At 35.2% G+C, this 19,984-nt stretch carries 21 protein-coding genes and 1 other annotated feature; of the genes, 11 read left to right on the forward strand and 10 right to left on the reverse strand.

The features are described 5' to 3' along the window. Nucleotides 1–73 precede the first annotated feature (73 nt). Both BAQ49_RS28895 and BAQ49_RS28900 read right to left on the reverse strand, forming a co-directional pair. On the reverse strand, nucleotides 74–514 hold the full coding sequence (locus BAQ49_RS28895; RefSeq protein WP_071748099.1) for a Dps family protein: 441 nt from the start codon (nucleotides 512–514) through the stop codon (nucleotides 74–76). Nucleotides 515–883: 369 nt separating this feature from the next. Next, on the reverse strand, nucleotides 884–2,317 hold the full coding sequence (locus BAQ49_RS28900) for an alanine/glycine:cation symporter family protein (protein WP_071748100.1): 1,434 nt from the start codon (nucleotides 2,315–2,317) through the stop codon (nucleotides 884–886). Between the two features lie 410 nt (nucleotides 2,318–2,727). Between BAQ49_RS28900 and BAQ49_RS28905 the strand changes: the two genes are divergently transcribed. From BAQ49_RS28905 to BAQ49_RS28935, 7 genes are all read left to right on the forward strand, one after another. Continuing rightward, nucleotides 2,728–3,225, forward strand: coding sequence for a cation:proton antiporter regulatory subunit (locus tag BAQ49_RS28905; RefSeq protein ID WP_001026076.1), 498 nt, complete (start codon nucleotides 2,728–2,730; stop codon nucleotides 3,223–3,225). Next, nucleotides 3,226–4,425, forward strand: a complete 1,200-nt coding sequence (locus BAQ49_RS28910) for a cation:proton antiporter (RefSeq protein WP_071748101.1) — start codon at nucleotides 3,226–3,228, stop codon at nucleotides 4,423–4,425. 81 nt (nucleotides 4,426–4,506) lie between these two features. After that, complete coding sequence (gene uptA, locus BAQ49_RS28915) at nucleotides 4,507–5,100, forward strand: undecaprenyl phosphate transporter UptA (protein WP_071748102.1); 594 nt, start codon at nucleotides 4,507–4,509, stop codon at nucleotides 5,098–5,100. Between the two features lie 138 nt (nucleotides 5,101–5,238). Then, entirely contained in the window at nucleotides 5,239–5,673 is a 435-nt protein-coding gene (locus tag BAQ49_RS28920) for a DUF3920 family protein (RefSeq protein WP_071748103.1), read from the forward strand. A 112-nt stretch (nucleotides 5,674–5,785) separates the two neighbouring features. Continuing rightward, complete coding sequence (locus BAQ49_RS28925; RefSeq protein ID WP_071748146.1) at nucleotides 5,786–6,196, forward strand: MarR family winged helix-turn-helix transcriptional regulator; 411 nt, start codon at nucleotides 5,786–5,788, stop codon at nucleotides 6,194–6,196. 51 nt (nucleotides 6,197–6,247) lie between these two features. Further along, nucleotides 6,248–6,946, forward strand: coding sequence for a pirin family protein (locus BAQ49_RS28930; RefSeq protein ID WP_071748104.1), 699 nt, complete (start codon nucleotides 6,248–6,250; stop codon nucleotides 6,944–6,946). 206 nt (nucleotides 6,947–7,152) lie between these two features. Then, nucleotides 7,153–8,802, forward strand: a complete 1,650-nt coding sequence (locus tag BAQ49_RS28935) for a M4 family metallopeptidase (RefSeq protein ID WP_071748105.1) — start codon at nucleotides 7,153–7,155, stop codon at nucleotides 8,800–8,802. Nucleotides 8,803–8,846: 44 nt separating this feature from the next. Here BAQ49_RS28935 and BAQ49_RS28940 read toward each other — a convergent pair whose 3' ends face one another. Continuing rightward, entirely contained in the window at nucleotides 8,847–9,164 is a 318-nt protein-coding gene (locus tag BAQ49_RS28940) for a metal-sulfur cluster assembly factor (protein WP_070145396.1), read from the reverse strand. Nucleotides 9,165–9,581: 417 nt separating this feature from the next. Then, a complete protein-coding gene (locus BAQ49_RS28945; protein WP_071748106.1) occupies nucleotides 9,582–10,400 on the reverse strand; it encodes a class I SAM-dependent methyltransferase in 819 nt (272 codons plus the stop codon). A 113-nt stretch (nucleotides 10,401–10,513) separates the two neighbouring features. Continuing rightward, nucleotides 10,514–10,786 (forward strand) — a binding site (T-box leader). Between the two features lie 50 nt (nucleotides 10,787–10,836). Between BAQ49_RS28945 and metG the strand changes: the two genes are divergently transcribed. Beyond that, nucleotides 10,837–12,471 carry a methionine--tRNA ligase gene (gene metG, locus BAQ49_RS28950; RefSeq protein WP_071748107.1) on the forward strand — a complete coding sequence of 545 codons (1,635 nt, stop codon included), beginning with the start codon at nucleotides 10,837–10,839 and terminating at the stop codon, nucleotides 12,469–12,471. Between the two features lie 42 nt (nucleotides 12,472–12,513). On the opposite strand, the gene BAQ49_RS28955 is transcribed toward metG, so the two are convergent. The 5 genes from BAQ49_RS28955 to BAQ49_RS28975 form a co-directional block, all read right to left on the reverse strand. After that, nucleotides 12,514–13,416: an EamA family transporter gene (locus BAQ49_RS28955; RefSeq protein WP_071748108.1), complete on the reverse strand. Its 903-nt coding sequence runs from the start codon at nucleotides 13,414–13,416 to the stop codon at nucleotides 12,514–12,516. A 139-nt stretch (nucleotides 13,417–13,555) separates the two neighbouring features. Beyond that, nucleotides 13,556–14,983 (reverse strand): sensor histidine kinase, encoded by a 1,428-nt coding sequence (locus BAQ49_RS28960; protein WP_071748109.1) that lies wholly within the window; start codon nucleotides 14,981–14,983, stop codon nucleotides 13,556–13,558. After that, entirely contained in the window at nucleotides 14,961–15,626 is a 666-nt protein-coding gene (locus BAQ49_RS28965) for a response regulator transcription factor (protein WP_071748110.1), read from the reverse strand. The genes BAQ49_RS28960 and BAQ49_RS28965 overlap by 23 nt, the downstream gene beginning before the upstream one ends. A 352-nt stretch (nucleotides 15,627–15,978) precedes the next feature. After that, a complete protein-coding gene (locus BAQ49_RS28970; RefSeq protein ID WP_071748111.1) occupies nucleotides 15,979–16,440 on the reverse strand; it encodes a L,D-transpeptidase in 462 nt (153 codons plus the stop codon). A gap of 29 nt (nucleotides 16,441–16,469) precedes the next feature. Continuing rightward, nucleotides 16,470–16,913, reverse strand: a complete 444-nt coding sequence (locus tag BAQ49_RS28975; protein WP_071748112.1) for a DUF3978 family protein — start codon at nucleotides 16,911–16,913, stop codon at nucleotides 16,470–16,472. 406 nt (nucleotides 16,914–17,319) lie between these two features. Here BAQ49_RS28975 and BAQ49_RS28980 point away from each other — a divergent pair, with 406 nt between their 5' ends. Beyond that, a complete protein-coding gene (locus tag BAQ49_RS28980) occupies nucleotides 17,320–17,934 on the forward strand; it encodes a DedA family protein (protein ID WP_071748113.1) in 615 nt (204 codons plus the stop codon). A gap of 147 nt (nucleotides 17,935–18,081) precedes the next feature. Here the strand turns inward: BAQ49_RS28980 and BAQ49_RS33785 are convergent, their stop codons facing one another. Further along, complete coding sequence (locus tag BAQ49_RS33785; protein WP_242477372.1) at nucleotides 18,082–18,459, reverse strand: hypothetical protein; 378 nt, start codon at nucleotides 18,457–18,459, stop codon at nucleotides 18,082–18,084. A gap of 566 nt (nucleotides 18,460–19,025) precedes the next feature. Here BAQ49_RS33785 and BAQ49_RS28990 point away from each other — a divergent pair. After that, complete coding sequence (locus tag BAQ49_RS28990) at nucleotides 19,026–19,247, forward strand: helix-turn-helix transcriptional regulator (protein WP_000776149.1); 222 nt, start codon at nucleotides 19,026–19,028, stop codon at nucleotides 19,245–19,247. Next, a complete protein-coding gene (locus BAQ49_RS28995) occupies nucleotides 19,231–19,944 on the forward strand; it encodes a DUF3169 family protein (protein WP_084667604.1) in 714 nt (237 codons plus the stop codon). The genes BAQ49_RS28990 and BAQ49_RS28995 overlap by 17 nt, the downstream gene beginning before the upstream one ends. Nucleotides 19,945–19,984: the final 40 nt, after the last annotated feature.

Genomic DNA, 19,984 nt, shown 5'->3' on the forward strand with positions numbered 1-19,984 from the left:
GCAAAGAGCGCCTCTACGTCAAAAGCTCCATCCCCCTCACATTCTGAGCAAGCCGCTTCCGCTTTTAAATATATTATTGATTCAAGAACGCACGTAGCATCCAAGCGTGTTTTTCTAGTTCTGTGTAGATGCCTAGTAGTAGGTCAGATGTCATTTCGTCGTCAGATTCTTGAGCGATTTCCATGCCTTTTTTTAGTTCGACTAGCATCATTTCGTAGTCTTTCATGATTGCTTCGACCATCCCTTCTGCAGTTTCTCCGTAAGCTGCTTCTTGAATGGAAGATAGTTCTAAGTATTCTTTCATTGTTGCTACTGGTTTGCCGCCAATTGCTAAAATGCGTTCTGCAATTTCATCGATGTGAGTAGCTGATTCTGTATAAAGCTCTTCGAATTTCTCGTGTAATGTGAAGAATTGAGGCCCTTTTACGTACCAATGGAAGTTGTGTAGTTTTGTAAATAAAACGCTCCAGTTTGCTACTTGTTTGTTTAATACTTCGATTACTTGTTTGTTCATTATGATCAATCTCCTTTTGAGTGGTTATGTTATATCAATTACTAATTTATAATTATTATAATCTAGTAATTTGTATAAATCAAGCCTTTTGCTGGAATTAATTTGAACAAATTATGAACTGTTGTAAATAAAAATCCCTATTACTTTGAAGTAATAGGGATTTTTATTGATATCCAGCTCCGGTGACTAGAACAGTCGGTCATTTCGCGCCTTCCTGTTCTGAGCAAGTCACCTCCGCTTTTAGTATTATCCAGCTCCAGCGGCTAGAATCTCCGGCCATTTCGCTCTCTCGCTCGAAGCAAAAAGCGCTTCAAGGTCGAGAGCTCCAATGTCCTGCGATTCTGAACGAGCCGCTTCCGCTTTTAAACGTTATACAGCCTGTTGTTTTTCTACTGAATCCTGTCCATCCCAGCACTCTGTATTCTTTAAGTCAGGGATAGAACTTGCAATGAAAACAGGATCTTTTCCTTGTTTCTTTTGCTTTATATAGTCTACTAATGCCGCATAGGCGAACTTGCTAAGGAATGAGATGGCAATTAAGTTTGTAAATACCATTAGTCCCATAAAGAAATCAGCTAAACTCCAAACCGTTTGAAGGGCAGCGATAGATCCGAAGAACACCATTCCGACAACTGCAACACGATAAATCAGTAACCATGTTTTGCTTTCTTTAATGAATGCGATATTTGTTTCACCATAATAGTAGTTTCCTAGTAAAGAACTGAAAGCGAATAGGAAAATAATAATCGCTAAGAAAGTACTTGCCCACGGTCCAATTTGTGAACTTAATGCCTGTTGTGTTAATTCAATTCCTTGTAAATTTGATCCTTTGTAAAGTCCAGAACATAATACGATAAATGCTGTTGATGTACATACTAAGAATGTATCTACGAAAACACCTAATGCTTGAACAAGTCCTTGTTTTACAGGGTGAGATACATCTGATGTTGCAGCTGCGTTAGGAGAGCTACCCATACCTGCTTCTGTCGCGAATAAACCGCGCTGAATTCCGAACTTGATTGCTGCTCCAATACCACCAGCGATGGCTTGATCTAAACCGAATGCACCGTTAAATATTTCCATGAAAATGCTTGGTAACATATTGAAGTTGTTAATAACGACAAAAATAGCCACACCAATATAAACAATTGCCATTGGAGGAACGATCATTTCTGTAATACGTGAAATGCTCTTAATACCGCCAAAAATAATAACTGCAACTAATAAAGCTAATAGAGCTCCTACGATCGTTCGCTCTAGTCCAAAAGCATTTTCAAACGCTATTGTTACCGTGTTTGCTTGTACAGAATTGAAAATTAATCCGTACGCAACTGTAATAAGAAGTGAAAACCAAACACCCATCCAGCGTTTGTTTAACCCTTTTTCCATGTAATATGCTGGTCCACCACGGAATCTGCTTCCATCTTTTACTTTATAAATTTGCGCGAGCGTACATTCTACAAAACTAGTAGCTGCTCCAAGGATAGCGATAAACCACATCCAAAATATTGCGCCAGGTCCACCCATTGAAATGGCTAATGCTACACCAGCTAAGTTCCCGATACCGATACGTGCTGCTGCACTTAAGCAAAATGCTTGGAATGGAGAGATGCTATCTTTCTTTTTTTCTTTTCGATTAAATCCTTTACTAATTAAACTGACCATCTCACGGAAATGAGTAATTTGGACAAATTTTAATTTGAAAGAGAAATAAAGACCGAAGCCGATTAACATTGCAATAAGAATATATGACCATAAAATATTATTCGTTACCTCAAGGAATCTGCTAAAGATATCAACCATATAATACACTTCCTTTTTTACGTAATAAGAAAATTATATGCAAAAAATATACTGGAATCAATTTTTCTAAAAAATCATGTTACTTAAACGTGCTTTGTGTTATGATTATGTTACATCGTAATATTTTTAGAATTATTTACATTTTAAAAAACTAAATTTAAAGTGAGAAAGAGGGGATAATTTGAAAGAAGAATCTTTATTGAAAGTAAGTCTTAAGAGTTTGAAAATGAGAAGTAATTTATTTTTTATCATTACATCTTTAAGTATCTTTTTAGGAGCCACTTATTATTACAATAAAAGATTTCCAAATCACAGGTATCCTGAATGGTTAGAATTTCTAAAATGGATTGGATGAATAAAAGACAGAAAAACAGAAAATTCAAATAAAAATTGTTGTGGAGGAGCTAAATATGAATATTAGAGAAAGTGAACTTCCGGGTATTGGTTACAAATTTCAAATCGTTACGAAAGGTAACGAAAAGATGGTGATTGTCATTCATGATGATGGGCGTAGAGAAATGTATCATTTTGATTCAGACCATGAAGAAAGCATCTCAAGTATTTCATTACGTGACTCAGAGGCAAGACAAATTGCAGCAATATTAGGTGGAATGGTATACAAGCCTAGAGCATTAGAAAATGTTGAAATGGTCTTTGAAGGTTTAGCGATTGAGTGGTTTAAAGTAGAGAATACAGCTCCAGCAATCGGAAAAACAATCGGTGATCTTGAAATAAGAAAAACATATAGCGTAACGATCATTGCAGTTATGAAAAAGAATATGAAAAAGCTATTTAATCCAGGACCAGAAACAGTAATTGAAGAAGGAGATATGCTTGTAGTTTCGGGTGAGAGAGAAGAGATTAAAAAAATTATTAATGAATTACTTTCGAATAGGGGGACTGACTAGATGGATACTTTAATTTTTGAAGTTGGTACAGCGTTAGTATTAGTTGCAATTGCGGCAGTCATTGCTGGAAAGTTTAAATTCTCAGTAATTCCTTTTCTAATTGTTCTTGGGATGTTAGTGGGGCCACACGCGCCGACAATAGGTGTTATCGATCTCAAATTTATTGAAAGTGCAAGTGTAATTTCCTTCCTTGGACGGATTGGCGTTCTGTTCCTTCTGTTCTACCTAGGACTAGAGTTTTCGATGAAAAAACTAATTAAATCTGGACGTTCCATTGCGATTGGCGGAACAATCTATATTTTAATTAACTTTTCACTTGGATTATTATACGGATTTATAATGGGCTTCCCATTACTTGAAATCTTAATTATTGCGGGTATTATTACGATTTCTTCTAGTGCTATCGTTGCCAAAGTGTTAGTGGATTTAAGAAGAACTGGTAATAATGAGACCGAATTAATATTAGGAATTATTATGTTTGAAGATATATTCCTTGCTGTATATTTATCAGTTGTTTCTGGTTTAGTTCTAGGGGATCATGCTTCCTTCTTAGGTGCTCTCACTTCGATTGGAATTGCTTTAGGATACATGCTGCTATTCTTTATTGTGGCTAGAAAGGCTACACCGTTATTAAATAGATTGCTCAATATTAGTTCAGATGAAATTTTCATTATTGTAGTATTTGCTTCGTTATTCTTTATTGCAGGTTTCTCGGAAACGATTCACGTTGCCGAAGCAATCGGAGCACTTCTTTTAGGGTTAGTTTTCTCTGAGACAGAGCATAGTGACAGAATTGAACATCTCGTTGTTCCATTTAGAGACTTTTTCGGAGCTATTTTCTTCTTCAGTTTCGGATTAAGTATAGACCCGTTTTCATTAGGCGGAGCAATATGGTTAACGTTAGGTGCTGTACTTCTAACGATAATCGGAAACTTTGTAGCAGGGATGATTGCAGGACGACAAGCTGGATTATCTCATAAGGCGTCAACAAATATCGGATTAACAATTGTTTCAAGAGGAGAATTCTCCATCATTATGGCTAATATCGGCATCGCCGGTGGTTTAATGTCAGTATTGAAACCATTCTCAGCACTATACGTGCTTATACTATCCATCTTAGGTCCACTTCTTACGAAAGAGTCAAAGAATGTATATAAATTTTTAAATAAAATCTTTAAGTGGGATACGAAGACTAGCTAAATTTTAAAAAAATAAAAGTACAAGATATTTACTGCTTGTACTTTTATTTTTTGCAATGAAAACAGTAAAGAGAGGTAAATGATGTTAGGAGAGTTGATTCATTCAGTTTTAGTTTTTCTAGAAGGACTTGGTTATTGGGGAATTATGCTTGGATTAATGCTAGAGGTTATCCCAAGTGAAATCGTATTATCTTATGCAGGTTATTTAGTATCAACAGGAAGCATTACATTTTGGGGTGCTGTCGCGTTCGGTACAATTGGTGGTGTAATCGCACAACTATTCATTTATTGGATCGGTCGATACGGAGGAAGACCTGTTCTTGAGCGATATGGAAAATATATTTTGATTCAGAAGAAACATATTGATTATGCTGAAGCGTGGTTTAATCGTTACGGAACTGGTGTTATTTTTACAGCGCGTTTTATTCCTGTTGTGCGTCATGCTATTTCGATACCAGCGGGTATTGCGAAAATGTCACATGCTAAGTTTATTACGCTAACTACACTAGCTGTTATTCCATGGTCAATTGTATTTGTATATTTAGGTTTTAAATTAGGAACAGAGTGGGAAAGTATTAATAAAGTAGCTGGGCCATATGTGAAATATTTTGCACTTGCTGCTATTGTTTGCGCACTTGGTTATTTTGTACTCAAAAAAATGATGAAAAAAAAGTGATTACGGAAAAGGAATCTATGCCGACATAGGTTCCTTTTTTTATTGTCATTTTTCAAAGGGGCAAAGAGTACGTTTAATATTTACCATATTGTGGCATACATATAGAAAAAGAGAGCTTGGAAAGGGGAATAAAAAGAAATGGAACTCCAGTTTCAAAATGTATATCAACAGGTGGAGAATTGGTATGTGTTGGATTCGGAGCTTCCTTGGGATGTCAAAAGGCTAAGAGATGATTTGTTTTCACTGATTGAAGCGTGTAAAACGCCAGTTATTTTTTGTGATACATGTGATGCAAATCATGTACTCCTATCATTAGGGGAAGAGGAAGAAGAGTTTCTATTCCCGATAGGTGGTTTTTATCATAAAGAAAAACAATTAATTTTCGTTTGTATGTGGGAAGAGTATGAGCAAGTGCTTAAAACACTTTTGCATGAATTTCGCCATGCAATGCAGCATAAGAGAGAAGTATTGTATGTTGGAAGTGAATCGTACGAAGAGAGATGGATTGAGAAAGATGCGAGGAAGTTCGCGGAGAGGAAATTAGATGAATATAAAAATAGAAAATTGATGTAAAGCATAGTGGAGAAATAGCGCTGTGCTTTCTTTGTTGCTTACTATAAATAAGTTATTGACTTATATTAAGTTTAGTTCTAAACTAATAGTATCAAATGAGCGAGGTGATGGAATGAAAGCAGAGGAAAGACTTGGATTACTATTATGGTTTCGTTTATCACGCTTGTATAATAGAAGTATTCGTGAGACGAATCAGCATTTGAAAAAGTGGAATGTATCTGCTGCTCAGTTTGATGTATTAGTTCAAGTTGGAGGACACGATCGTTTAACGCAGCAAGAGCTTGGAAATAAGTTATTTGTTACGAAAGGAAATGTTACTCAACTTTTAAATAAGATGGAGCAAATCGATTGGATTCAGCGTGAACAAGAAGGTACCACGAAATATATTTCATTAACAGAAGAGGGAAAGGTTCTATATGAAGAAATAGTCCCGCCGCAAGAAACATTTCAAGCAGAACAATTTGATAAGCTAAATAGAGAAGAACAAAAACAATTATTAGAATTACTGAAGAAGTTGCAGTGATAAAAATTAAAAATAAATATCTCGATTTCGAGATAATATGAGGTGAAGGATATGTTTAGAAAAGTTGATCATAAAAATATGGGAAGAGCAAATCACGGGTGGTTAAATACACATTTTCATTTTTCTTTTGCAAATTATTATAATCCAAACAATATGAATTTTGGAGCAGTACGTGTTATAAATGATGATTTAATAGCGGCACAAACTGGTTTTGATATGCACCCGCACCGTGATATGGAGATTATCTCTTACGTTATAGATGGTGAATTAACACATGAAGATAGTATGGGGAACCGAGGGACAATTGAGCGTGGGCATGTTCAATATATGAGTGCAGGTACTGGTGTATTTCACAGTGAGCATAACTTAGGAAATGAAACATTGCGTTTATTACAAATTTGGATTTTACCGGACCGTGATGGTCATAAACCGAACTATGGTGAGTTTAAATTTGATTGGAGTAAACGTGAAAATGAGTGGTTCCATATGGTATCTCCTTCTGATGGAGCTGCACCAATTCATATTCACCAAGATGCAAATTTATATTCTTTATCATTAGAGGCTGGTAAAGAAATTCAGTTTCCTATTCAAGAAGGACGTCAATTATACCTTGTACAAATTGAAGGTAGCAGTGTTGTGAATGGTGAAACACTTGTAACGCGTGATGCAGCGGAGGCTGTAGAAGAAGATATTCGCATTCAAGCGAAAGAAAACTCTCATTACTTAGCGATTGAAATGAAAATGGAATAAAGTGAAATTTTAATCCATGGTGATTTTAAGTATGTGAATAGTGGGATGAAAAGTTATAGGAAAAAGGATATCGGAAACGATATCCTTTTTTGTGTGAGTTAAATTAACAGAAAAAACTTTCTCAATTTTTGGAAACAGGTATCAGGAAAGTTATTCAGAATTTTATAAAGGTGTTAAAAACTTTTAGGGGAATGGGGAGTGTTAGATTGAAAAAGCAAGTAATTTCATCAGCATTAGCATTAACTGTTATCGCAAGTGGGTTTGGGGCATTTGGAGCAACTACGACGAAAGCAGAAGAGCAAAAGATCCAGTATCACCAAGAGTTTAAAACGCCAGCTTACATAGGTGAAGAATGGAAAGCGCCGGAAGGACTAGATAAAAAAGAGACAGTCTTTCAATATTTAGAGAGTAAAAAGGATATGTTTAAACTAGCGGGAAATATTGACAAACATTTCAATATCGTTGGTGAAGAAAAAGATGCTGAGTCTGGTACAACACATGTGAAGTTAGTTGAGAAGCATAATAACATTCCTGTGTATGGTTCAGATCAAACAGTTACGCTTGATAAAGAAAATAATGTAAAAGCATTTTTCGGACAAGTTATTCCGAGTTTAGATGATAAAAATATTCCTGCATCTGCAAGTATTAGTGCAGAACAAGCAGAAACGATTGCAAAAGCTAATATTGAGAAAGAAATTGGTAAAGTAAAGAATTATGATGGTGTGAAAAAAGATTTATATGTGTATGAAAAAGATGGTCAATACTATCTTGCGTATCTTGTAAAAGCATCGGTTTCAAAACCAGCTCCAGGATATTGGCATTACTTTGTTGATGCAACAAATGGGAATGTTATTGAGAAATATAATGCGGTAGATAACATTACTGGATTTGGTTACGGAGTATTAGGCGCTAGACAATCATTTGAAATTGCTCAAGATACGAAAACAGGAGCGTTCAACTTATTTGATGGTACACGAGGAAAAGGTGTCCATACATTTGATGCAGAGAATATGGATGAAAACTGGTTTAATTTATTCTCACAAATTCTTGGATATACAGGAGAAGAAATTGCAAGTAAATCTAAGTTCTTCGAAGATAAAGCGGCAGTTGATGCGCATGTGAATGCAGGTAAAGTATATGATTACTACAAAAAGACATTTAACCGTAACTCTTTCGATGATAAAGGTGCGAAACTTATTTCTACTGTTCACGTAGGTGAATCTTGGAATAACGCAGCTTGGAACGGTATTCAGATGATGTATGGTGATGGCGATGGCAAGACATTCATTCCATTATCTGCTGGACTTGATGTTATCGGTCACGAATTAACGCATGCTGTAACTGAGCATACAGCAAACCTTGTATATAAAAATGAATCAGGTGCGTTAAATGAATCGTTATCTGACATTATGGGTGTCATGGTTGAGAAGAAGAGCTGGGATTTAGGTGCTGATATTTATACACCTGGTAAGCCTGGTGATGCACTTCGTTCTCTGAAAGATCCAGCATCTATTCCGAACCCATTAAAACCTGGTGAAGGTTACCCAGATCATTACAATAAACGTTATACTGGAACAGCTGATAATGGCGGCGTTCATATTAACAGTAGTATTAATAATAAGGCAGCGTATTTAGTATCTGATGGCGGCACTCATTACGGTGTGAAAGTAACTGGAGTGGGCCGTGAAGCGACAGAAAAAATTTACTATCGTGCTCTTACTAAATATTTAACTGCAAACTCTGACTTTAAAATGATGCGTCAAGCAGCACTTCAATCAGCAGAAGATTTATACGGTAAAAACTCTAAAGCTGTACAAGCTGTAACAAAAGCTTATGACGCTGTAGGAGTAAAATAATAAGAGAAAAAAGACCTGACTGGATTGTCAGGTCTTTTCCTTATTTAATCACGAACACCTAATGCGATTTTTGCCATACGTGACATACGTTCTTTTGTCCATGGCGGGTTCCATACAACGTTTACTTCTATTTCATTTACTTCAGGTACATTCGTTGATAATACTTTCTTAACGTCGGATACGATTTGGCCAGCCATTGGACAACCGATAGAAGTCATTGTCATTGTAATGACAGCATTATTATTTTCATCCGCTGTAACGTCATAAACTAATCCGAGATTGATAATATCAACACCTAATTCAGGGTCAATAACAGCTTCTAAGTTCGCATATAACTTTTCTTCAAATGCTTGTTGTGACATGTGTAGCACCCCCTAAATATTAATGATATCGGTTCTCATTATAACGGATATGCGGGATAAGTGCAGGAAATGAGCTCAAAAAAAATATTCCTCTCGGAGAAACAAAAATTATAGCGGATAATGGAAAAGGGCAGATGAGTACAAGTAAATGTTATTTAAATGTATACATTTGTATATCCAAAAAATCATAAATAAATATTAGAAATCCTATTGTAATTTGAAATAACATCATGTATACTTCTAATCAGTTGATAACGATTATCACTATCAACTGAAACATTACTCTTCGTTATGTTGGTCATACCCCTTTTTGACGACGTAAGTCAGAGACGAATGTTGAAATATCTTGTGTCCTATTCTACAGAATTATGGTAATCTCCAACCTCAACTTATATGCGCGAGCATGCAAAAAGGATCCTATCCGTGAAGGGATCCTTTTTTGCATGTTGTCGCAATTATTGTATATAGACCGGGTATTCGTTCTTCAATTCCTTCTGGTGCCGTAGAAGGGAAGACCCATCTTTGATGAGACCCGTGTTCTTCAACTAGTTTTTCAATTTTAAAATGTTCTTCCGCGAGCGTTGTAACAATTTCTCCTAACGTCCAGCGGCGGATGGTTGTTTTCGGTAAAGATTCTTTTTGTGCTTCTGTAAGAAGAATGCTGTAAGCAACATCATCTTTAATTAATTCTTCATCAAAATAACTTCCACTTGCTCGAAATGATGGATGGTCTATTCCTAATAGTTTTGTATACATTGGATGATAATCGCGAAGGATAAATGTTCCGTCCGTTTTTAGTAATTGAGAGATTTTTGTAAAGAGCGGTTTTAAATCTAAAAAGTAATGGAGTACACCAAGTTCTAGTAATACGATATCAAATGATTGAGGGAGAGTTACATCTAGTACATCAGAGACGATGTACTGAATAGAAACTCTGGCTGCTTCAGCAAGTTCATTTGCGTATTTTGCATTACTTGCTGAAATATCTACAACTGTTACATCGGCTCCTAAAAGAGCAAGAGCAACTGCTTTGTTGCCTTTTGATCCGAGTAAATTAATAATACGCTTTCCTTTTGGAGATTGTATGTAAGGTAAATAGTAGGAGACTTCATGAACAGGATCTTGCATGAGTCTTTTTGCATATTCTGTCGGTGTGCCGTGACGATTCGTCCAAGCTTCATAGGCAGCTGCATTCCAGCTTCTTTCATTAATAGTACTTAGTTGCTTTTGATTCAATTTTATCACTCCTTTTGTGAACGTATAGTTATTCGGTGAGTGAGTAGGATTTCCTGTTTTTTAAAATAAAAGTTTGATTTTTCTGTTATTAAGTCGTAAAATACGTGTTATACATAAAAGCGTTGAAAAGGAAAAGTAGAATGGAACCATTCTTTCCAGAGAGCTTCGGTAGCTGAGAAGAAGCAAGAATATTCATTTGAACAATGGCCTTTGAGCTTCGTCCTGAACTTATCAAATGATAATAGTAGGCGGCGACGAGAGTTGGTTCTCGTTATCAAAACCACAGTATAAGAGCATGAATTGCTCCGTACTTGTTAAGGTTAGTTATGTGAATGACTGACGAAATAAGGTGGTATCGCGACTGTTTATACAGCCCCGCCCTTATCTTTTTTAAGATAGGGGTGGGGCTTTTTATATTTTAAAGGAGGAATACAAGATGAGTATTTTTATTGGAGGCGCTTGGCCATATGCAAATGGTTCGTTACACCTTGGACATATTGCTAGTTTGTTACCTGGAGATATTTTAGCACGTTATTACCGGGCAAAAGGTGAGAATGTGTTGTATGTTTCGGGAAGTGATTGTAATGGAACACCGATTACAATTAGAGCAAAACAAGAAGGTGTGACGGTGAAAGAAATTGCTGATAAGTATCATGAAGAATTTAGTCAATGTTTTCATAAACTTGGTTTTACGTATGATTGCTATACACGTACAGATAGTGAGCACCATCATGAAACTGTTCAAAAAGTCTTTTTGCGTTTATTAGAAGAAGGCTATATTTATAAAAAAGTAGTTGAACAAGCTTATTGCGAAACGTGTACGCAATTTTTACCAGATCGTTATGTAGAAGGCTTTTGTCCACATTGTCATGAAGGGGCGAGGGGGGATCAATGTGATGCTTGTTCCGCTATTTTGGATCCACTCGATTTGTTAGAAAAGAAATGTAAGTTATGTGGTAGTACGCCTTCAGTACAGGAAACAGAGCATTTCTATTTTGCATTGCATAAATTTCAGCAGCAAATTAAAGCGGCTGTAGAAATTGCAAAGCAGAAAGGAACATGGCGTGACAATGCGATTCAACTAACAGAAAGATATGTAAAGGAAGGGTTACAAGATAGGGCAGTATCACGTGATTTACCAATTGGGGTACCAATTCCGGTGGAAGGGTATGAAGATAAGAAAATTTACGTATGGATTGAAGCGGTGACAGGATATTATTCAGCGAGTAAACACTGGGCTGAAGAAACAGAGAAAGATGATCAAGAGTTTTGGGATAGAGATGCGAAAACATATTATGTACATGGTAAGGATAATATTCCGTTTCATTCAATCATTTGGCCAGCGGTATTACTTGGAATAGGAGAAGAAGCAATCCCGCGTCATATCGTTTCGAATGAGTATTTAACAGTAGAAAAAAGAAAGTTATCGACAAGTAAAAACTGGGCAGTATGGGCACCTGATATATTAGAAAGATATAATCCAGATTCTATTCGTTACTTTTTAACAGTAAATGCACCAGAAAATCGTGATACTGATTTTTCATGGCGTGAATTCATTTACAGTCATAATAGTGAATTGTTAGGTGCATATGGGAACTTTGTGAACCGAACATTAAAGTTTATTGAAAAGTATTATGATGGCATTGTGCCGAAAGGAATTATTAATGTAGAGCTGAAGGAGAAGATAGAAGGATTATATAAAAATGTAGGGGAATTGATTGAGCAAGCAAAATTTAAGGTGGCATTAGAGACAATATTTGATGCAGTACGTTTTGCAAATAAATACTTTGATGAACAGCGGCCTTGGAAACAAAGAGATGATGCCCCAGCTTCATGTGAAGAAACGATTTATAATTGTGTTTATCTTATCGCTAATTTTGCAAATCTTCTTGAACCGTTTTTACCATTTTCAAGTGAGAAAGTTAGAAACACATTGTCGATTGTTAACCGAAATTGGGAACCTCAAAATACGTTGCCGAATAGAATTGATAGCGTGCAGCCATTATTTGAACGAATTGATGTAAAACAAATTGAGCATGAGATAGAGAAGTTATATGGAGCGGTAAAGTGAGGTATAGAAAAAAGACCTTTCAAGTAAATGAAAGGTCTTTTTCTATGCACTATGCACACGATTATGTTTTTTTTCTTTCCTAGCAGTAAGTAGTTGTGGTGTGAAAATACCGAGTAATATAAACACAATTCCTATCCACTGCATTAGCGTTACAACTTCATGAACAAGTGTAATAGAAGCGATAATTGCTGTTGGTAATTCAGCTGCACCTAATATTGTACCAAGTCCTGTTCCTACTTTTGGTACGCCAATTGAAAAACAAATGACAGGTATAATAACCCCGAATAGTCCAAGGAAGAAAGCATATTTCCAGAGGCCTGCTTGTAAAGCGCCGTCAGTTAAAAAGGTAGGCGGGAAAAATAAGCATACAATAAGAGTAGCACTCGTTGTCATAAGAAAGCTTTTCGTATAAGGCGGAACATCTGTAGCGACGCGCCCACTTGCAAATACATAGAATGAGAAAGAGACGGCAGCTAATAGCCCGAAGATAATACCTTTCGTCGAAAAGTTTTGTCCAAGTCCTTCAAATACTCCACCAGCAAACAATGTACCAGTAAACAAAATAATAATAGATATAACTTTTTCACGGCTGGGGAATGTGCGGTTGGCAATCGCTTCGATGACCACACCAATCCAAGTGAACTGAAAGAGTAAAACGACAGCGATAGAGGCTGGCAGTTCTTCTACAGAAATAGCATAGAAAATACCTGTCATACTCATAGTTGTGCCGACTGTTAGTAACGAAAAGAATTGTTTTTTTGATACTTTATGACGTGAAAAGAAAAGGACGAGTAAAAGTAGACCAATCCACCCGAAGACATATTGTCCTCCTAGTAGTTGGTGTGCTGAAAATCCGTCGATGAATCCGAGTTTAAAAATAGTTGAAAGTACGCCGTAGCTACAAGCGCCGAATAAAACTAGTAATGAATACTTAAATTTCTCCATGAGAAAACCTCCCTATATAAATAAAAAACGCCCGTTATCCTAATAAGGACAACGGGCGAACGAAACAGAGTAAGAGACTCTACAAAATTCCGCCACTCATACGAAGTATGAGTTTGGGTTATGAAATTATAGTAGTAGTTTACATTGCTTTTGGAAAGACAATTGAGCATTTTACACCTTGAGGTGTGTTTTGTATTCCATAAGGAAACTGATGTTTATCTAGTATTTGTTTTACAATATATAATCCAAGACCGCTACCTTGTACTAAACCGTTGTTTCCAGGATTAGCGCGATAGAAAGGCTCAAATAGATGATCGAGTTTGTCCTCATCTATTTGTGAACCTGTATTTAAAACCTCTAATGCGTAACCGTTTGGTTTTTCATAAAGCTTTATATATACATGCTGATGATCGATTGTATAGTGAATTGCATTTGAAATAATATTAAAAATAGCAGTTTGAATAAATTTAGGATCAGCTAAAATTATTACATCTTGTTTAATGTTAGATTGAACAGTTAATTGCTTTACAGATATAAAATAATCTACTTTCCTCATAACGTCCTCAATGATGTTAGATAGTGAAACAACTTCTAAATTCGGTTTGAATTGAGGATTTTGTATTTTGGATAATTCTGACATCTTTTCCGTTAATATGTTAATATCTTGCATCATCTCGTAGGATCGTTTTAGATATTTGTCTCTATCTTTGTATGCACCGATTCCGTGAATCATGCCATCTAGTTGTCCCATAACGACTGCGATAGGTGTTTTTAATTCATGGGATACCATAGACATAAATTCTTTACGAGATTGTTCTAATTGTTGTTCTTTCTTGAGCTCATTTCGTAAATCTTTATTTGTTTCATGTAGATTTTTCACAATAGTTGGGACTTGTGAAGCCGCTACTTGCAAATTGAAATCTGTTTGATCTGTATTTTTGTTAGGTGATTGTTTATCTGAAAAGTCCAGATTTATAATATCTTTTAAAGTATCGCTCATATATTGAAAAGGTTTGGCAATTAGTTTGGCATAAATTAAAGAACCGAGCAGAGATAATGCAAGCATTGTTGCACCAATGTTTGGAGCTAATTGTTGCAAGGCATCTGCTAAACTTGGACTATCATGTGTTTCATTTGTTTTCTTTGCTGAATTTTGTGTATGTAAGGAAGTAGGGTTAGCGGCTGTTTGTTCCGCTTTAGTATGTGATTCAGTTTTGTTACTTTCCTCCGAAAGATTTGCTGCATTTTCTTTTGCAGCTACAGTTTGGCTAGTTTGCAAAAGATGATTAATAGCTGTAGAGAGTGTTTTGAAATCTATAATAGATGACTGGAAATTTGAGATGCTACCCTTTGAAACAACTTTATTTTGTTCATTTTTCGTAACTGAATCCGCATGTTCCGCAGTTGGAGTTTCAGTTTTTTTCGCATAATGCTCTTTATCATAGTTTAAAGCTAGAAAATAAATAATTTGATACAGGCAAAATGATAAAAGAACACAAAACAATAAGGTTTTGATGAAAATATTTTTGGTGATGTTATCCTTGCTATGCTTCGATTTTGTAGCCAATGCCTTTCACCGTTTTAATATAAGGGATCCTCAATTTTTTTCTTAAATTTTTAATATGTGTATCTATAACTCTTACATCACCATAATGTTCATAGCCCCATACCTTATTTAATAAATCACTTCTTGATAATACTTTTCCTCGATTTTGTAACAAAGTATATATAATCTCAAATTCTTTAGTTGTTAGTTCAATTTGATTGCCATGAACATAAGCCGCATACGCTGTAGAATTTAACATCAATTCATGGAATTGTAGTATAGTTGCAGTTTCGGTTTCCTTCGTTGTTGTCCTTCTTAATACAGCTTCTACGCGTTTAATAAATACCGTGTAATGGAACGGTTTCGTAATATAGTCATCAACGCCCAACTCAAACCCTTTAATTTCACTTTCTTCATTATGTAAGCCTGTTAACATAATAATTGGTATATCAGACTGTCCTCGCATAATTTTACAAATACTATAACCATCTATATCTGGTAACATTACATCAAGGAGGACAAGGTCGTATGAATTTTTTTGGAAAAGAAGAATTCCTTCCGTTCCAGCGCCAACCACATCAACGGTAAAATTTTGGGCAGTTAAAAATTCACGAATAAGTTCTTGTATATCTGGGTTGTCTTCAATCACCAGTATATGCGTCATAGTAACACCTCCTAAATAACGCTTTTACCGCAATATTCGAATTCTTCATTTTTGGATGACTCAGGTTATATATACATATAATAAGCCCCCGCTATAAAGTAATCATAAAAGTAGCAAGGGGAATTGTTTATTGGAACTGAATATTTTAGAATCACAGTAGTTCTATTATAGAGTGCAATGTAAAATTTATAACTGTATAATTTTAATATCCATGTTTATCAATGTTCAGACACTATTTAGCGCAGTCTACCTTCATTATATATGCAAGTATAGTTGTTCCGCTACTGTAAATGAATAAATAAAATAAGCCAAGATATAAAATTCTTGGCTACATGTAAATCTGGTTCATAGGTTATTTTACAGTGACAGTGGCACGATCGTAGATACGTTCAAATAACCAATGTATATCGTTGTTATACATGCGAATACAGCCGAGTGTTGTAGCTTTACCAATCGCTTGATTATTGTTAGTGCCGTGAATTGCATACGTTGTTCCGTATGTTCCTGCCATATTTAATCCGAGCCAACGATCACCGAGTGGATTACGTGGATCGCCGCCTTTAATATGTCCTGTATAATAAGGACGGTTTTTAATTTTGTTTACCACTTGAAAAGTACCTTTCGGTGTAGGCGTTGCAACTTTTCCAGTAGCGACAGAGAAGCTTTTTATAAACTTTCCATTTTGATAGAAATCCATTTTATTTAATTTCGTGTCAACGATAAGCTGTTCGTTAGTTGAAGCTGCTTCTGCAGACATATATGGAACAGTTAAAAAACCTAACGATAACATTATAGTTACTAGTAATTTTTTCATTATATTCTCCTTTTACTATTTTAGTAGTATTACATACACCGAATTTGTAATCCGCGTAATGCTTGATGTACGTTTTCATTTAGTGATTCAAAAAAATTAGTGATTTTTGTATTATATTTGTTGTTTTTATCAATAAGTAATCTTTCATTTAGTAGAAGTTCGCCGTATAGTCCAAAGCTCTGTACTTGAATGTTCATTTCATCTTCTGTTTCAGAAATGATAGGTAAGAAATAATGAAAGGCTTTAGTTGGAATGATATAACTTTTTCCAATCATGCTTTCGTGATTAGAATTAATCCATTTTTTCGTGACAATCTTAATATTCTTTCTAGAAATGATAAAGGATAGTGTTGTAGATTTTGTTAAGCTTACGTCAAATTCATTTGTTTGGCTTATGTGTAAATTAAAAATCGTTTCATTTGGATGAGATTCAATATTGGTATTAATAAAATCGTGCATTGTATAAGCTTCCATTCCTATTCTCCCTTTTTTCATTTTCAGAAAGCGATTTATATTTATTCAATTTAATGTTTAGGTAATATAGTAATAAAAGTTTTCAACAAATTCCGATATAATCTTACAATACGTATATGAAGCTAATATGAAGTTAGTATGAGTTTGTTATGGTTTTTTATAGAGAACAAAATGAGGCGATTTCCAAGTGCTAAAAACTGGATGGAATTTGTATATTAATGTACCTATCCAGTGTAATAGATAGGTATCATCTCGTTTTAAAGCGATAATTAAATAAAGAACAGAAAACGTTAGTACGAGCCTTACAAAAATGTAATAAAAATGTAAGCTATTGTGATAGTTATTTCGACAATTTTTTTATACAATATGTAGTAAGAAGTTGTACGTGAGTGAAAGGAGAGATGACATGGAATGGGTTCATGAATTATTTCAGCAATACGGGTATTATGTAGTGCTTGTAGGCTTGCTGTTAGAATATATTGCGCTTCCGTTTCCGGGAGAGCCAACATTAGCATATGCGGGATTTTTAGCACAGAAGGGTGATCTAAGTTTACCTATTTTAATTATCCTATCCTTTATTGGGACAAGTGTAGGAATGACGATTCAATACTTTTTAGGGAATAAGCTCGGTATGCCTTTTGTTCAAAAGTATGGGAAGTATGTATTTTTAACACAAAGAAAAATTGATTTAACGAGAATGTGGTTCGATAAATACGGATATTTCCTTATCTTTATCGGTTTCTTCATTCCTGGAGTACGTCATTTTACAGGATACTTTGCAGGTATCATTAACTTACCGTTTCGCCGTTTTGCGATTACAATTTATTCAGGTGCTTTATTCTGGGTATCATTTTTCTTAATCGGTGGCTACTGGTTAGGTGGTAACTTACATGATATTTTCGGATTATTGGAAGAGCATATCGGCAAAATCATTTTCGGAGCCATTGTCATTGTAGCAATTACGTTAAGCGTTCGTTTCCGCAAGCAACTAAAACGAGTATTTTTACAAAACGCAAGTTAATATGGAATCCATTCTATGTCAGATTTTAGGGAGGCAGTGCAAAAGCACTGCCTTTTTGTTTTATCCCGCATTAACTGCCCGTAAAGGCCCGATTGGTGCGGGCTAATAATCAGTGGGAGATGAAAAAAAACCCCACTGATTAAAGTTTCACTTTATTTTCCAGTTTGCTTTTATCTTTCCCTCGATACCGTAACCGGTCACTACTATATAATATGTCCCCGTTTTACTAGGTGAAAGTTCGTAAGTATCATTGCTTAGTATGGACATAGGTTCATATTTATTAAATTCACTAGAAAAGTAAGTGCTATAACCTTGATAGGCGCTATTTTCAGTAATAAGAAAGTTTACGTTAACCTCAATTGTTTCTCCTTTTTTTACATAAACGGGTATTTTATGTGTGCCGTTAAAATATGAGAAATCCGCCTCAAATGTATTTTTTGTACTGTGCTCAACCCATTGTTCTTTTTGGGTAAAATCAATAGCGCATATTGCAATGAATAAAATAGGAATGATAATAGCGGTCATATATCGAAACCATTTTGATTTATTTGCTATACATGTACATAAATAAAAGAAAAGTGAACAAATTGCCCCTACAGATCCAATTAGGAAAGTTAGAATAATATCTCCTCCATTGTATATATGAAATGGAAGAAAGAATAAGTAACCAGATAGAATATAAAGCAAAACTTTTCTTGGCGTACTATTATGTTTTGAACTTAATTTGTCAATTACAAGCGAGCATAAAATTGCGTAGAAGAAAAGAAGGTAAAACCAAAAATTATATAAAAATCCAGTTAAGTATGCGGAAGTTTTAAAGAAGTTCATATCACTTCCTATAAAGAAAAATAATAAAAAAGAAAAAAAGAGAGAACAGGCCGCTGAAAATTTAATAATAGCGTAAGGAAAGACCATTTTTTTATCCATGAGACACCTCAATTATGTAGTTCTTAAAAATTATTATATACGTTATATCTAGTATAATATATATGTATTTTTGACATGTATCTACGTCAAAATGACAATGATAATTGACATTTATCAGGATATTATTTACAATTTTAATTAAATAAAAGAAAAAGAGGTAAAATATGAAGCTTCAAAATCGGGTGAGAGAATTTCGAGCAAAGCATCGTTTATCACAAGGTGAGTTAGGTAAAGCGATTGGCTCATCACGGCAAACCATTAGTTTAATTGAGCGTGGGGATTATGCGCCATCTATTGTGTTATCGTTAAAAATCGCACAAATTTTTGGAGCGCCGGTGGAGGAGATATTTATGTTAGTGGAGGGGGAAGATGGAGATGGGGAGTAAGGGGAATGGGAAACTGACGGCTATATTGAAGTTGTTAGTAGGAGCAATTTTTGGTGGGTTTATAGGGTATGTAGTAGGGGATATCGCAACAGTGGGTACTAGCAAAATATCTCCTGTTATTAGCGTTGTTATGATGAGTGTATTTGGCATAGCGGTTATGTATTATATTTGGAAGCGTACAAGAGCGCTCGCACAAACGAAAGATGAAGAAGAAAATGTTAAGGGACGAAGATTAGGGATAGCGCTTATTTATTTTCGAGTAATGGAAATTGTTATTCCATCATGGTTTGTTTGCTCAGTTATCGCTTTTTATAGAACGTATACAAGTGAGGGGAACTTGCTCTTTGTTAGTGTAAGTATTGTAGTATCTACAGTGTGCTTTATCGCTATAACTTGGTTAGGATTTGTAATGAGGAAAAGGTATAACGCTCTATATCCAGAACAGAGTGTTACGTATTCTCAGTCAATGGAAATGTGGGCAAAGAATGCAGATGAAGGGCAAAAGCAAATTGTTCATGAAGCGGGATATAAGGCATATCAATATACAAATATGACACTTGCTTGTGCGTGGTTGGCGGCGATTGCGTATGCAATTTTAGATGGAAAAGACTTCTTTATGGTCATTATGATTTCGTTCGTTTGGGTATTACATGTTGGAACATATATGTATGAAATGCATAAAAAGATGATTTATTGAGGGGAGAAAAAGGTGGATATTTTAAGAAGGCCAGCTGGTT

It is taken from the genome of Bacillus proteolyticus, assembly GCF_001884065.1.
GTDB classification, from domain to species: domain Bacteria; phylum Bacillota; class Bacilli; order Bacillales; family Bacillaceae_G; genus Bacillus_A; species Bacillus_A proteolyticus.